Below are 13,777 nucleotides of genomic sequence, written 5' to 3' on the forward strand. Positions count from 1 at the left end.
GCTCCTTGGCTGGCGTTGCGCGGCTTCTCGCGGCCTGAGGCGGCTACTCGCCGCCCATGCTGAAATCCACCTTGATCTTGAACAGCGTGCTGGCGGGCAGGTTCATGATTGCCACCCCTGTCTTGGCCGTGATGTCGGCCAGGATCTCCTCCACGGCCTCCTCGCTCGGCGCGATGAGGGCGAACCAGACGTTGAACTGGTGCGCGCGCAGGTAGTTGTGCGTCACGCCGCTGTGCTTGTTGACCTCGGCCACGAAGATGTCGAGCTTGTCCTCGGGCACCTCGGCTCCGCACAGGGTGCTCTTCCAGCCTAGCTGGCGGGAGCCGAAATTGGCGCCCATGCGGCGGATGACGCCCTGCTGCTTGAGACGGCGCACACGGGCCAGCACCTCGGCTTCCGTCAGTCCCACCTGCTCGCCCACGACCTCGTAGGGCCGTGAAGCCAGCGGAAAGCTCGACTGGATGATGTCGAGGATCTGTTTGTCGTAGGTGTCCATCAGGCACCGGCCTTGGCCAGCTTCACCGGCGTGTGCGAGCACAGCGGCTCCTCGCGCAGGTAGCCCCCGCGCATGGTGGCCGCGCGGGCGCGGCAGCCGCCGCAGACCTTCTCGTATTCGCAGACCCCGCACTTGCCCTCGTAGACCTTGGGGTTGCGCAGGTTCAGGAACTGCTGGGATTTCTTCCAGATCTCCGGGAACGGCGTCTTGCGCACGTCGCCGCAATGGAGGTCCAGGTAGCCGCAGGGCTGCACGATGCCCGAATGGGAGATGAAGCAGAAGCCCACCCCGCCCAGGCAGCCGCGGCTCACGGCGTCGAGCCCGAAGGTCTCGAAGTTCACCGGGGTGCCGTCCTCCTTGGCCCGCTGGCGCAGGATGCGGTGGTAGTGCGGCGCGCAGGTGGCCTTCAGCTGCATGTCCGTGGTCTTGCGGAAGTCATAGAACCAGTTGAGCACGTCCTCGTACTCTTCGGCCGTGATGACCTGCGCGCCCAGTTCGGCGGCGCGGCCCGTGGGCACCAGCAGGAATATATGCCAGGCGCTGGCGCCGAGGTCCTCCGCCAGGTGGAAGATCTCCTTGAACTGGTGCAGGTTGTCCTTGGTGACCGTGGTGTTGATCTGAAACTCCATGCCCGCGGCCTTGAGGTGCTCGATGCCCTGCATGGAGGCGGCGAAGGCGCCCTTGACCCCGCGGAACTCGTCGTGGGCCGGGGCGTTGGGCGCGTCGATGGAGATGGAGCAGCGCTCGATGCCCAGTTCCTTGATCTCACGGGCGTTCTGGGCCGTGAGCATGGTGCCGTTGGGCGCCATGACGCAGCGCAGCCCCTTGCTCTTGGCGTAGGGGATGAGCTCGTACAGGTCGTGGCGCATGAAGGGCTCGCCGCCCGTGAAGATGATGATGGGGCTGCCCGCCTCGGGGAAGGTGTCGATGAGGGCCTTGGCCTCCGCGGTGGAAAGCTCGCCCTCATAGGGCTCGGGGTGCGCCTCGGCCCGGCAGTGCTTGCAGGCCAGGTTGCAGGAGCGAGTCACTTCCCAGGCGATGAGCCGAAGCTGCGGCACGCCGTCCGTGGGGCCTTTTATGTGCTGCTCGCCGGGGTGCGAGCCGGGATGGCCACCACCGGGATGTCCACCGCCAGGATGGCCGGGGCGCATGCCGCTGGGGTGCCCGCCCCCGGGGTGTCCTTTCGCATGATCGTGCATAGATCGCCTGTTTTTTCGTTTATTTATTGAGCCATTTGAGGACGTCTTCGGCGAAGTAGGTCAGAATGATATCCGCCCCGGCGCGCTTGAAGGAAGTCATCATCTCCATGACCATGCGCTCCTCATCCACCCAGCCGTTGGCGGCCGCGGCCTTGACCATGCTGTACTCGCCGCTCACGTTGTACACGGCGATGGGCGTGTCGAAGCCGTCGCGCAGTTGGCGCACGATGTCCAGGTACGGCAGGCCCGGCTTGACCATGAGGATGTCCGCGCCTTCCGCCAGGTCGGCCTCAGCTTCGCGCAGGGCCTCGCGGCTGTTGGCCGGGTCCATCTGGTGGGTCTTGCGGTCGCCGAACTTGGGCGTGCTCTCGGCGGCCTCGCGGAACGGCCCGTAAAAGGCCGAGGCGTACTTCACGGCGTAGCTCATGATGGGCACGCCGGAGAAGCCGTTCTCGTCAAGCGTCTCGCGGATGGCCAGCACGCGGCCGTCCATCATGTCCGAAGGGGCCACCATGTCCGCCCCGGCGCGCACGTGCGACAGCGCCGAGCGGGCCAGCAGGTCCAGGGTGGGGTCATTGAGAATCTCTCCGCCCTTCTGCACGATGCCGCAGTGGCCGTGGGAGGTGTATTCGCAGAGGCAGACGTCGGTGATGACCACCAGTTCCGGGAAGGCCTGCTTCAGGCGGCGCACGGCCTCCTGGACAATGCCCTCGTCGGCGTAGGCCTGGCTTCCCAGCTCGTCCTTCTCCTTCGGGATGCCGAAGAGCAGCACGGCTTGCAGCCCGTTCTTGACCGCCGCGCCCACCTGTTTCTCCAGTTCCTGGAGCGAGAGCTGGAACTGCCCGGGCATGGAGCCGATGGGCTTCCTGAAGCCGGAGTCATCGGTCTCCACCACGAAGTAGGGCATGACCAGATCGGCGGGCCTGATCTCGTTCTCGCGCACCAGGGCGCGGATGCCGGGGCTGCGGCGCAGGCGGCGGCCCCTGTAGAAGTCCGAATCGAGCATAGAGCCCTCCTAGTCCTTCTTGATTTCCTCGTCCGTCAGGTAGCAGGCGGGATCCTGAGCCCACACGTCGCCGTAGTAGGCCTCGGCCCGGGCGCGGAAGTTGCCGCCGCAGATGTTCAGGAACTTGCAGGTGGCGCAGCGGCCCTTCACGTGGGGCTTCTTGTCCTTCAGTTTGTGCAGCAGCTCGATGTTCGGGTCGTCCCAGATCTCGGAGAACGGGCGCTCCAGCACGTTGCCGAAGCTGTGCTGGCGCCAGAACTGGTCGGCGTGCACCTGGCCGTCCCAGGAGATGCAGCCGATGCCGCGGCCGGTGCTGTTGCCCTCGTTCATCTGGAGCAGCTCCATGACCTCGGCGGCGCGCTTGGGGTCTTCCTTGAGCAGGCGATAGTAGACCAGGGGGCCGTCGGCGTGGTTGTCCACGGTCAGCACTTCCTTGGGCCGCCCGGCGTCAAACAGGGCGCGGGTCTCGTCCATGATGAGGTTCACCACGGCTCTCGTCTCGGCGTGGTCCAGGTCTTCCTTGATGAGGTCGGAGCCACGGCCGGAGTAGACCAGGTGGTAGAAGCAGATGCGCGGCACGTCGAGGTCGCGCACGATCTTGAAGAGCGTGGGCACCTCGCCCTGGTTGCGCTTGTTGATGGTGAAGCGCAGGCCGACCTTGAGGCCCTCGGCCATGCAGTTCTCCACGCCCTCGATGGCCTTCTTGAAGGAGCCGGGCACGGCGCGGAACTTGTCGTGAATCTCCTCGCCGCCGTCGAGCGAGATGCCGACGTAGGACAGGCCGACGCTTTTCAGCTCCCTCGCCTTTTCCTTGGTGATGAGGGTGCCGTTGGTGGAGATGACCGCGCGCATGCCCTTGGAGGTGGCGTAGCTGGCGAGTTCCACCAGGTCCTTGCGCACCAGCGGCTCGCCGCCGGAGAAGAGCATGACCGGAGCGCCGTAGGCGGCCAGGTCGTCGATGAGGGTCTTGGCCTGGTCGGTATTGATCTGGTCCGTGCCCTCGGGGTCAACGGCCTTGGCGTAGCAGTGCACGCACTTCAGGTTGCAGCGCTTGGTCATGTTCCAGACCACCACGGGCTTCTTGTCCGCGGAGAACTGGAGCAGGTGCGAGGGCAACTTGCCGGAATGGCGGTTGTAGCGCAGGGCGTCGGCGGCCTCGACGGCGCCGCAGTAGAGCTTGGATATGCCGATCATGAAAACCTCGTTGGTGGCAGAGCGTTTTTAATGCGAGGCACTCCCCTATCACATTCGAGGCCGGTGGCAAAGCCGAAAAAAAGGGGCGGAAATTCCGCCCCCTGGATGTGAATGTCGTGCGCCGTGGCCGCTGCTCGGCCCGGGCTACCTGTCCAGACGGACCTCCACGCGGCGGTTGCGCTGCTTGTTGGCCGGGGAGGTGTTCGGCACCAGCGGGCGCGTCTTGCCATAGCCCTCGGTGCGCAGGGTCGCGGGGTCAACCCCGCCGCGCTCAACCAGGAACGCCTTCACAGAGGCCGAGCGCCGCTCGCTGAGCTTCTGGTTGTACTCAAGCGAGGCGTCTGAGTCGCAGTGTCCGGCGATGACCACCCGCTTGCCCTTGAGCACGTCGGAATTGAGCGCCTTGGCCAGCTCGTTCAGGAGCGTGTAGGATTCCTCGCGGATGCGCGAGGAGTCGACGTCGAACTCGATCTTGAGCTTCAGGCCGCCGCTGTCGCGCTTGCCGCGCTTGCCCGGCTTGCCGCCGCTTTCCAGCAGTCCGGCGGCCATGCCGCGCGATTCGGCGTCGTCAGCGTCTCCGGCCAGGGGCGAGCCGCTCAGCATGATGTTCTTTGTCATGCCGGCGTAGGAATCGGCAAAGCCGAGCTCCTCGTCGGTCGGCGGCATCCACGACTTGATGGGCACGGCCATGTCGCGGGCCATGGAGGCCATCGCCTCGGCCAGTGCAGAGTCGGACAGGCGGGTATGCAAGTCGAAGAGTATCCAGTCCTGGGTCAGGCGTGCGTTGACACGGGCGGACTGGTCCATGGCCAGGACGAGGTTGCCCCCCTGGGTCTCGTAGACGCGGATCTGCAGGGTCACGGCGGTGCTGTCGATGGTGCCGCCGGTGTAGAGGTACGGCACGATGCCCACCACCACGAGGTCGGCCCCGGCGCGCCGGGCCACGCTCACGGCCTGTTCCGGCCCCCGGTAGGTCAGCTGCGGATCGAGCATGATGGATTCGAAGGCGGCTTCCTCGGTCCAGGTCTGGTGCACCAGCCGGGCCAGCTCGCGGCCCACAAGCGGGGCGTTTTCCATCTTCTGGCTGATCCAGAAGGGGTACATGAGCACCTGCGGCGCGTCGTTCAGCTTGCTCTTCGGCTTGACGGAGATGGCCAGCTTGCTCTTCTCCACCGGCGCGTCGCGGTAGACCTTGCTCGGGTTGACGACGCTCGGGTCCACGTGGGCGCAGGCCAGCAGCCCGAACATGGCGCAGGCGATGACGGCCAGGGTGCTCAGGGCGCGGAGGCATTTGGCGATGTTGTCGGGTTTCATGGGCGCACTCTCGCAAGTATGCATGTTGCCCGCGCGCGACGGAATCCCGACGCGGACGCGGTCCTGTGCAGCCATACAAGCAAAATGCGTACCGCCAGCCCTGAAATGAGGGCATGCGTGGACGGAACACGAAGCGGTTACTGCAGAAGCCGAGTGGGCGCGGGAGCCTGCCCCATGACGCGAAGCAGCTGCTCGCGCGAATCGACCAATCCCCGGCGCAGCAGCTGGCGCTTCTCCGGCGCCAGGCGGCGGAAGTCCGGTGTGGCGGCTATTTCGGTCAGGCGGCGCATTTCCTCGTTGATGCCCCGGATGCGCGATTGCAGGCAGCGCTCCGGCGGACAGACGCGGCGGGCGGCCTCGGCCAGGGTGCGCACTTCCTCGGCCAAGCGCAACAGCCCGTTTGGGTTGACCTGTGCGGCGCTGCGACGGACGGAACAGTAGGCCCGCCACTTGCGGCGCACCCAGTCGAGAACGGGTTTGCGCCTGGTCACGGCCTTAGGCCTTGGGCATGGACTGCATCAGGCCAAGCACCACGGCCAGAAGCAGCAGGATGGGCAGGAACACGGCGAACATGGCCACGGAACCGCGCGTGCGGTGCGCCTCGCGCAGGCCGATGACGGTGAGTCCAAGGCTCCAGATGCCGCCGATCATGGGGCCGATGAACGGCAGGAACCCGAGAACCAGCGGCGCCGCGGAATAGCACAGCACCCGGAAGGTGGCCTCGGCGCCAAAGCCCTGCCCGCCAGTGAACCGGAAGACGGCCCGCAGAATCAGGTGGATGACGCCGGTCATGAGCATGAGCCGCATGATAAGCAGCAAGGGGTAGAACATGAGGACCAGGATCGCTCCGCCTCCAGCCACTCCAAGGCCCAGATCCATGAGTTCCGGGTTGCCGGTGTATTGCGACAGGCCACCCAGGCTCGTGAGCCCCCAGAAGTACTGGCAGAGCACCATGAACTCGGCCAGGAGCAGGTGAAAGATCAGCGGTTTGGCCATGCCGCCGGTGACGGGCATGGTGCGGAAGAATTCCGAGGGAGTTTTGAGCACCGCAGTGATGGTGCCCCACAGGCCGGGGAAGAACCCATGACGCGGCAGGTCCTCGAAGGGCACGGGCGAGCCGGTTCCCTGCTGCCCGGACTGAGCGGACGACCGGGCGGACCAGGGCTCGGGAATGGCGTTCTGGTCCGAGGACTGGGCCGGAGCCTGATACGGGGGCGCGGCCTCCGGGCTGGAGGGCTCGGCGCTGGAGATCTCGGTGGGGGGGCCGTCAACCTTCGAGGCATCCGGTTTCGGGGCGTCCTGATTCGGAGCGCCTGGCTTCACGCCCTGGAGGTGCTTCCAGGCCTGCTCCGCTGCGGCGCGCTGGGCGGCCATGGGGTCTTGGCTGGGCGTCGTCGGGGGGCGGGCCGAGAGGTCCTGGCCCGTGCCGAGAGGCGAAGGCTGTTCGGGACGCAGGTCGGACGGACGCGTGGTCAGAGGGGCGCGTTCAGGAGCCTGGGCGTAGTTCGGCGGCAGGTCGTCCACCACGCGGAAACGAAACTTGTGCTCGCACCGGGGGCAGGTGGCCATCTGGGCGCGCGGTGGTATCTTGGCAAGGTCCATTTCCCGGCCAAAGCCGCAGTTGGGGCAGAGAATCCGCATCACGATCCTTGGGACTAAGGTTGAATCAGGACTGTTCCAATAGCCGTTTTGCGCGAAGGAGGCAAGACACTCCGGCTATCAGCCGAATTCCGGCGGCAACAGCAGGCAGCGCGGCCCTTCGTCCGCAATGCGGGCGGCGAGAATCCCGCGCGGCTGGCTCGGGTATTCCAGGCTGAGCGCGTGCCGCACAAATCCGGCTCCGGCCTCGTCGAAGCCGACCAGCTTGCGTCGCAAGTCATCGACACCCTTGCGCAGGCGGCTCAAGTGCTCGATCTCCACATTGAGGGCCAGGGCCTGCACCCCGCTGATGCCTGTCAGGCGCTCGTGCACAGGGTTGACGAAGGAAACGCCCGGCGCGTTGCGGAACAGCCGGAGCTGCACGTCGGGCCAGAGGCCAAAGCCGGTGATGGCGTTTTCCGCGTCCGGGTAGGGCGAAAGGCGCGGAAAGTGCCAGGCCGAGACCTCCGGCATGGCGCACAGTGCCGGCAGCGCGGCCCAGGCCGCTGGCGACAGGCGCTCGTCGGCGTCGAGGTACAGCACCCAGTCGCCCGAGCAGGCGGCGAGCATGGCGTTGCGCTGGGCCGAGAAGTCCGCGCCGAGCGGCCGGGCGCTCTGCCGCACCGGGATGCCCTGCGGCACGGCGATTTCCGGCAGCGTCTCCGCATCCCAGACCAGCACGAGCTCGTCCAGCCAGTCCGGAAACTGCGCGAAGAACTCCTGCAGGTCCGGCTCCGAAGGCGCGAGGATGGCCGCCGCCGTCAGCCGGGGCCTGGGCGGAGCGTGCGGCAGCGCCAACGCGCGGGAACGCGTGAGCAGCAGCTCCAGCGGCTTGTGCGCGGCCTTGGCCCGGGGCGGAAGTTCCGGGTTCGGCAGGACAAGGACGTCCTGAAGGGTGACGCCTGCGCGGTCGAGCAGAAAGAACAGCGCCCAGGGCGAGGTATCCGCCGCCAGTCCGGCCGCAAGTCCAGCAGTAGCCCCCTCGCGCCACCATTCGAGACGTTTGTCGTCGCGCAGGGCGCGCACCAGGGGCAGGTCATGCTCGAACACCAGAACGGATCCGGCAGGCAGGCGTTGCGCCAAGGCGTTGGCCAGCGCGGCGGAGCCGAGCCCCAGCAGCAGAAGGTACCCGCGGTCAGAGCGTTCGAAGGCGGCGACGGCGCGGGTGGTCAGGCGCTCCAGGTCCGCTGGCGCGGGCACGGGCGGCAGAGCCACGGGCCCGTCCTGGCCCACGAAACAGAAGCCAACGACTTGTGCGCTGTATTCGTTCAATATTTTATGTGCCTGCTTCACGCCCCCCCCTGCCCTTGCGGGCCAGCCAGTCCAGGTACAGCCCGCCCAACTTCGCGGCCACGTCCTGGGCTCGGTACAGGCGCTGGGCCTTGTCGCGGCCGTTGCGGCCCATGATCCCGGCCTCGGCCGGGTGGGCGAAGAGCCAGGCCACGGCCTGGGCGTATTGCTCCGGCGTCTCGGCCACGAGCCCAGTGGAGCCGTGGTCCACCAGCTCCAGCTGCGCGTTGTCGCGGTCGCCCGCCGCCGGGTGCGTGACCACGGGCAGGCCGCAGGCCATGGCCTCGGCGATGACCAGCCCGAAGCTCTCGCCGGTGTCGTTGGCGTGGGCCAGCACCGCGAGCCCGCCGTAGAACGTCGCCAGCTCCGCGTCCGTGAACACCGGCGGCAGGAACTCCACCCGCGCCTCCAGCCCGTGCTGGCGCACGAAGGCCTCGGCCTCCGGTATGCCGCCGATGATGCGGCAACGGAAATCCGGCACGCTGCGGGAGAGCAGTGGAAGGATGTCCAGGGCCAGGCGCGACCACTTGCCGGGGTCGGCCCGGGAGATGCGGCCCAGGACGTGCCCCACAGGCGCAGGGCCGTTCGGCAATGCGCGAGCGAAAAAGTCCGTGTCCACAGGGTTGTACAACACGCCGTAGTCCGGCCAGCGGGCAGGGATGCCCGTGAGCCGCGCGAAGCGGTCCGCGCAGAACTGCGAGACGAACAGGTGGCAGTCGATGACCTGGCCCGAGGGCGAGGGGTCGTGGCGGCCGAAGACGTTGGTCTCCACCACCACGGTCTTGGGCTGCGCGGCGAGGTAGTCGCGCACGGGCCGCAGGAAATCCGGCTCGGGCCAGCCCGCCCGGTGGACGTGGACGACCTGGGGCTGGAAAGCCGCGAGCGCGCGGTCCAGCGGCTGGCCCACGAAGGTTGTCAGGCCAGCCTCGCGCAACTGGAGTGCACGGGGACCGTCCTCCGGGCTGTGGACGGCCACGTCGAAGCGGTCGCGATCCAGGTTCGCGGCCAGAAGCTGCATGACCTTTTCCGTGCCGCCCAGACCCAGGGTCTTCACCGCATGCACCACCCGAATGCGTCCGCTCATGCGGTCCCCTCCTTGCCGGAGAGCATGGACCGGATGTCGGCCAGCATCTTCTCGCGCAGCACGTCCGCAGCGCCCCGGTCGGCCATGGCCATGTCGATCTGCCGGGTGTGCACGAGCAGGTAGCCCAGGATGCGCAGGCGGTCCAGAACGAAGTCGTGGCGGCGGCTTTCGGCCTTGGCGAAGAGGTTGTCCCCGCGGATCTTGACCTGGAAATCGAAGTGCTCAAGCACCTCGCCGATGAGTTCCGCGCGCAGCACGCGACGGCGCTCGTCGGCGGCGCCACCGCTGAACTTGAAACCCGCGTAGGAGTCGAAGTCGCCCTCGGAGAGCATGGACTCGATGGTGGTGAAATGGAAGCCGAAGCGCGAGTTCAGACAGGCATAACGCCGGGAGATCATGAACACGTTGCGTTCGCAGAAGCCCCCGCCGCAGCCCTCGCCCAGTTCCGGGTTCATGGTGGCCTGCAGGAACACGCTCATCATGCTCCCGGCGCTGGCCGCCGGAGGCCCGGCCCAGGGCACCGCGACGATGCCCTCCCAGATGGCCAGCATGGGCGGGCTGGCGATGTCCTCCAGCCGGACGAAGCGCTCGCTGATCTCGCGGTTGAAGCCGTCATCCAGGTTGATGACCCACCACTGCATGGGCACGTCGCACACCAGCTGCTTGCTGGCCTGGCTCGACAGGCCGTGGCGCGAGCCGAACTCGAACATGTCGCGCACGCTCATCTCGTGCGCGTAGCGGGTGATGTCGTGGTAGGTGGCGCAATTGGCGATACGAAAATCGGTCGACTCCGGGTCGGTGAGGTTGAGCGGCAGGATGAGCCGGGTGGCCTCGCGCAGGGTCTCGTACACCGGACTTCCGGCCATGACGCTCGGCGGCGGCTCGGCCTGGGCCAGCAGCTCTTCCACGCGGCCCTCGAACACGCGCCGCCCCAGGGCGTCCACGGTGACGGGCTGGCCCTCGGCAAAGCGCGTCGTGGCGTCGGGAACGTCGAACAGCGCAGGCACCCCGAACTCGCGCGCCACGTTGGCCAGGTGCCCGGTGATGCCGCCCTGCTCCGTCACCAGGGCCGAGGCACGCGACAGCAGCGCGGCCCAGCGCGGCAGGGCCATGGAGGCAACCAGCACCGCGCCCTCGGGAAAGCGCAGGGCGTCCACCTCGCGCCGGGCCACGAACACCGGGCCGTAGCCCACGCCAGGGCTGGCCGTGACGCCACCCGCGAAAAGCTCCGTGGCGCCCGGCACAACCGCCCGGCTCAGGGGCGCTCCCGCGTCGGGGCTCGCCATCTGCTGGAGCGGACGGCATTGCAGCAAAAAGACCTTGCCCGCCTGGTCCACGGCCCATTCGATGTCCTGGGGGCCAGCGTAGGCGTCCTCCAGCATCCCGGCCAGGCGCGCCAGCTCGCAGGCGGTCTCGTCGGAGATGGACGGCAGCGCGGCCTCGGCCTCGTCCAGGGCCTCGCGGCGCAAACCTTCGCCCTCGTCGGGCACGGTGCGGGAGTCCTTGTGCTTGATGACGCGCTCGCGCACGCTCGCTGGCGCATGGGCCGTGGCCGGGCTGACCACGAACAGGTCCGTGGGCGTGGTGCCGTCCACCACCGCCGTGGGCAGGCCCCACACGGAGTTGATGACCACCGAGGCGTCGCGCACGTCCAGTGGGTTGCGCGAGTACATGACGCCGCCAGCCCGGGCGTCCACAAGGGTCATGCAGCCCACGCACATGGCCACGTCCTCGTCGCGGATGCCCCGATTCAGGCGGTAGGTCATGGCGTGCAGGGTGTGCTTGCTGGCGACGATCTCCCGGTAGGCGTCGAGCAGGTTCTCGCGCGGGACGTTGAGCAGGCTTTTGAACTGCCCGGCGAAGGTGGTCCCGGCGGCGTCCTCGCCCAGGGCGCTGGAGCGCATGGAGACGCGCACCGTGCCTCCGGCGTCGGCGCAGAGGCGGTCGTAGGCAGACAGAATTGCCTCGGCCAACGCCGCTGGCACAGGCGCCGCCATGATGCGCTGCTGAATCTCCGAGGCCAGGCGGAAGCGCGCGTCGAGGCTGTGCTCGGCTTCGTCTCCGGTGGCCGTGGCGGAGCTATCATCGGGCATGGATTGGAGCCGGGCGTTGATCTCGGCCTGAAGGTCGCCAGCGGCCATGAAGGCGTCGAAACCGCTGGCCGTGACCACGAAGCCGTCCGGCACGGGCAGCTTGATGCGCGAGCGCATGTCGCCCAGGTTGGCCATCTTGCCGCCGGTGTGGTCAGAGGAGGTGCGGTCGATCTCGTCGAAACGCAGGACAAGGGGCACGTCGCGCACCTGCTGCCTGCGCGAGAGGGTCTCGTCGATGCCCGCCTGGATGGCGGAAAGGCGCTCGTACAGCGCGTCGTAGCGGCCGGGCTCAAGCTCGCACAGGGCGCGCACGAGCTTGAAGACGTTGACGCCAACGGCGGTGCAGCTGGCGCGCACGAAGCTCATGCCGAAGATGCTCCGGCCGCGCAGGGCTTCCTCAAGATCGCTCATGATCTCAAGCGCCTTGCCGTTGGCCTCCAGCACGCGGGCAAAGGCCTGGGAACGGCTGGCGAACAGGGTGCGCAGCTCCTCCTGGCTGGGCGCCTGGCAGGACCGGCCACCCGTCAAGGCCTGCCTGATCCTGCCGAAAAAGCCTGTGCGCTGTTCCATTTCCACCCAATCGCAGAAAAGCCCGCCATATACAAGCCGCGCGTCGATGGTGACGCATTCCGGTAACCTCGGCGCAACGCACGGCATACCCACCCCAAATCCCTTGCATATCCGCAATCCACGGGGTAAATACGCACAGTAGCGCGAGCCCTTTGCGGCACGCCGGACGGCGCAAAGGCGCGCACATCACCAACAGACAAGGCGGCGAGCATGCTCGAAAGCTCCGGATACACGAAGCTCCGCGTCAAGATGATCCTGACGACGCTCGCGTTCTCGCTCATCCCGCTGCTCATCCTGGGCTACACCATCTATCGCCAGTTCGAAATCTCGCACACCAGCAAGATCCTCCAGAACCTGAACCACATCACCGAAAACAAGCGCCGCACGCTGGACCTGTTTTTGAACGAGCGGCTGTCGCAGCTCACGGCCATCGCCTACACGCACAAACTCTCCTACTTCCTTGAGCCGGGCACCTTCGAGAACGTCTTCACGCTGCTCCAGGCCCGCTCCAAGTACTACATCGACCTCGGCATCATCGACCAGAACGGCGACCACGTGGTCTACACGGGTCCTTACCAGTCCATCCGCACCGCCAACTACAAGGACGAGGACTGGTTCCACCAGGTCCAGGCCAAGGGCATCTACATCAGCGACGTGTTTCTCGGACGGCGCAACTATCCCCACTTCATCATCGCCGTCATGCGACGCGACGGCGACAAGAGCTGGATATTGCGCGCCACCATCGACTCGGACATCTTCGACTCGCTCGTCCAGAGCGACCAGCTCGGCACCGGCGGCGACGCCTTCCTGCTGAACACCGAGAGCATCCTGCAGTCCAAGCCGCGTTCAGGCCCCAAGCTCCTGGGCAAGATGAACCTTGGCACCATCTCGCGATTCAACGGGGTGCGCTCGGAAATGATCGAGATGGACGGCAAGCGCTACCTCTTCGGGCTGGCCTGGCTGGAAAACAAGAACTGGCTCCTGGCCATCCGCGACGACCCCGCCGAGGAGCTCATGCCGCTGACGCGCACGCGCCACCTCGTCTGGTTCATCCTGGCGGGAGGGCTTCTGCTCATCGCCGGGGGCACGGTGTTCACCAGCACCACCATCATCAGCCAGCTTGTGCGCTCCGAACGCGAGAAGGCAGCCTTGAACGCCTCGCTCACCCAGTCGAGCAAGATGGCCTCGCTGGGCAAGATGGCCGCCGGCGTCGCCCACGAGGTGAACAACCCGCTGGCCATCATCAAGGAGAAGGCCGGCTGGATGCGCGACCTCCTGACCGAGGAGGACATCAAGGCCAGCCCGAATTTCAAGGAGTTCGAGGACGCCATCGGCAAGATCGAGTACCATGTGACCCGGGCCAAGGACGTGACGCACCGCCTGCTCGGCTTCGCCCGCCGCATGGACCCGATCCAGGAGGACATCAACATCAACGAGGTGCTGAACCAGACCGTTACCTTCCTCGAAAACGAGGCCCGGTACCGCTCAATCGAGATCAACACCGACTTCCAGAAGAACCTGCCCTTCGTCGCCAGCGATTCGGCGCAGCTCCAGCAGGTTTTCCTGAACATCATCGACAACGCCATCGACGCCATCGGCAAGGACGGCAGCATCACCATCCGTACCCGCGCCACAAGCGACCCCGACGAGGTGGCCATCACCATTTCCGACACCGGGCCGGGCATCTCCAAGGAGAAGCTGGACAAGATCTTCGACCCCTTCTTCACCACCAAGAAGGTCGGCGAAGGCACGGGCCTGGGGCTCACCATCAGCTTCAGCATCATCCAGAAGCTCGGCGGGCGCATCAACGTGGAAAGCCAGGAAGGCCACGGCGCGAAGTTCATCATCAACCTGCCGCTGCGCAAGGCCTAAGGCCGCACCCGGCCCGCAAAA

11 protein-coding genes are annotated in these 13,777 nt (G+C 66.8%); 1 reads left to right on the forward strand and 10 read right to left on the reverse strand.

The genetic code is table 11. The annotated features are described in order from the left end of the window. Nucleotides 1-43: 43 nt before the first annotated feature. The 10 genes from ahbA to RDU24_RS00420 form a co-directional block, all read right to left on the reverse strand. Complete coding sequence (gene ahbA, locus RDU24_RS00375; RefSeq protein WP_308733736.1) at nt 44-496, reverse strand: siroheme decarboxylase subunit alpha; 453 nt, start codon at nt 494-496, stop codon at nt 44-46. Continuing rightward, on the reverse strand, nt 496-1,695 hold the full coding sequence (gene ahbD / locus RDU24_RS00380) for a heme b synthase (protein WP_308733737.1): 1,200 nt from the start codon (nt 1,693-1,695) through the stop codon (nt 496-498). Before ahbD ends, ahbA begins: the two co-directional genes overlap by 1 nt. A 19-nt stretch (nt 1,696-1,714) precedes the next feature. Then, nucleotides 1,715-2,701: a porphobilinogen synthase gene (gene hemB / locus RDU24_RS00385; RefSeq protein ID WP_308733738.1), complete on the reverse strand. Its 987-nt coding sequence runs from the start codon at nt 2,699-2,701 to the stop codon at nt 1,715-1,717. Between the two features lie 9 nt (nt 2,702-2,710). After that, nucleotides 2,711-3,895, reverse strand: a complete 1,185-nt coding sequence (ahbC, locus tag RDU24_RS00390) for a 12,18-didecarboxysiroheme deacetylase (RefSeq protein WP_308733739.1) — start codon at nt 3,893-3,895, stop codon at nt 2,711-2,713. 144 nt (nt 3,896-4,039) lie between these two features. After that, nucleotides 4,040-5,209, reverse strand: a complete 1,170-nt coding sequence (locus tag RDU24_RS00395; RefSeq protein ID WP_308733740.1) for an OmpA family protein — start codon at nt 5,207-5,209, stop codon at nt 4,040-4,042. 137 nt (nt 5,210-5,346) lie between these two features. Further along, nucleotides 5,347-5,700: a hypothetical protein gene (locus tag RDU24_RS00400; RefSeq protein WP_308733741.1), complete on the reverse strand. Its 354-nt coding sequence runs from the start codon at nt 5,698-5,700 to the stop codon at nt 5,347-5,349. A 4-nt stretch (nt 5,701-5,704) separates the two neighbouring features. Then, nucleotides 5,705-6,850 (reverse strand): YIP1 family protein, encoded by a 1,146-nt coding sequence (locus RDU24_RS00405; RefSeq protein ID WP_308733742.1) that lies wholly within the window; start codon nt 6,848-6,850, stop codon nt 5,705-5,707. A gap of 78 nt (nt 6,851-6,928) precedes the next feature. Continuing rightward, nucleotides 6,929-8,140, reverse strand: coding sequence for a glycosyl transferase family 2 (locus RDU24_RS00410; RefSeq protein WP_308733743.1), 1,212 nt, complete (start codon nt 8,138-8,140; stop codon nt 6,929-6,931). Beyond that, complete coding sequence (locus RDU24_RS00415; protein WP_308733744.1) at nt 8,124-9,221, reverse strand: glycosyltransferase family 4 protein; 1,098 nt, start codon at nt 9,219-9,221, stop codon at nt 8,124-8,126. Before RDU24_RS00415 ends, RDU24_RS00410 begins: the two co-directional genes overlap by 17 nt. Continuing rightward, on the reverse strand, nt 9,218-11,884 hold the full coding sequence (locus RDU24_RS00420) for a PEP/pyruvate-binding domain-containing protein (RefSeq protein WP_308733745.1): 2,667 nt from the start codon (nt 11,882-11,884) through the stop codon (nt 9,218-9,220). Before RDU24_RS00420 ends, RDU24_RS00415 begins: the two co-directional genes overlap by 4 nt. Nucleotides 11,885-12,094: 210 nt before the next feature. On the opposite strand from RDU24_RS00420, the gene RDU24_RS00425 reads away from it, so the two are divergent. Then, complete coding sequence (locus RDU24_RS00425) at nt 12,095-13,756, forward strand: sensor histidine kinase (RefSeq protein ID WP_308733746.1); 1,662 nt, start codon at nt 12,095-12,097, stop codon at nt 13,754-13,756. The last annotated feature ends 21 nt before the right edge of the window (nt 13,757-13,777 follow it).

This window comes from Humidesulfovibrio sp. (assembly GCF_031082295.1).
Lineage (GTDB): Bacteria > Desulfobacterota > Desulfovibrionia > Desulfovibrionales > Desulfovibrionaceae > Humidesulfovibrio.

What these genes read in the sequence shown, in the direction of transcription:
- RDU24_RS00415 (WP_308733744.1), bottom strand. Translation starts at nt 9,221, where the DNA reads ATGAGCGGACGCATTCGGGTGGTGCATGCGGTGAAGACCCTGGGTCTG.
- RDU24_RS00405 (WP_308733742.1), bottom strand. Translation starts at nt 6,850, where the DNA reads ATGCGGATTCTCTGCCCCAACTGCGGCTTTGGCCGGGAAATGGACCTT.
- RDU24_RS00395 (WP_308733740.1), bottom strand. Translation starts at nt 5,209, where the DNA reads ATGAAACCCGACAACATCGCCAAATGCCTCCGCGCCCTGAGCACCCTG.
- ahbC (WP_308733739.1), bottom strand. Translation starts at nt 3,895, where the DNA reads ATGATCGGCATATCCAAGCTCTACTGCGGCGCCGTCGAGGCCGCCGAC.
- ahbD (WP_308733737.1), bottom strand. Translation starts at nt 1,695, where the DNA reads ATGCACGATCATGCGAAAGGACACCCCGGGGGCGGGCACCCCAGCGGC.
- hemB (WP_308733738.1), bottom strand. Translation starts at nt 2,701, where the DNA reads ATGCTCGATTCGGACTTCTACAGGGGCCGCCGCCTGCGCCGCAGCCCC.
- RDU24_RS00420 (WP_308733745.1), bottom strand. Translation starts at nt 11,884, where the DNA reads ATGGAACAGCGCACAGGCTTTTTCGGCAGGATCAGGCAGGCCTTGACG.
- RDU24_RS00425 (WP_308733746.1), top strand. Translation starts at nt 12,095, where the DNA reads ATGCTCGAAAGCTCCGGATACACGAAGCTCCGCGTCAAGATGATCCTG.
- ahbA (WP_308733736.1), bottom strand. Translation starts at nt 496, where the DNA reads ATGGACACCTACGACAAACAGATCCTCGACATCATCCAGTCGAGCTTT.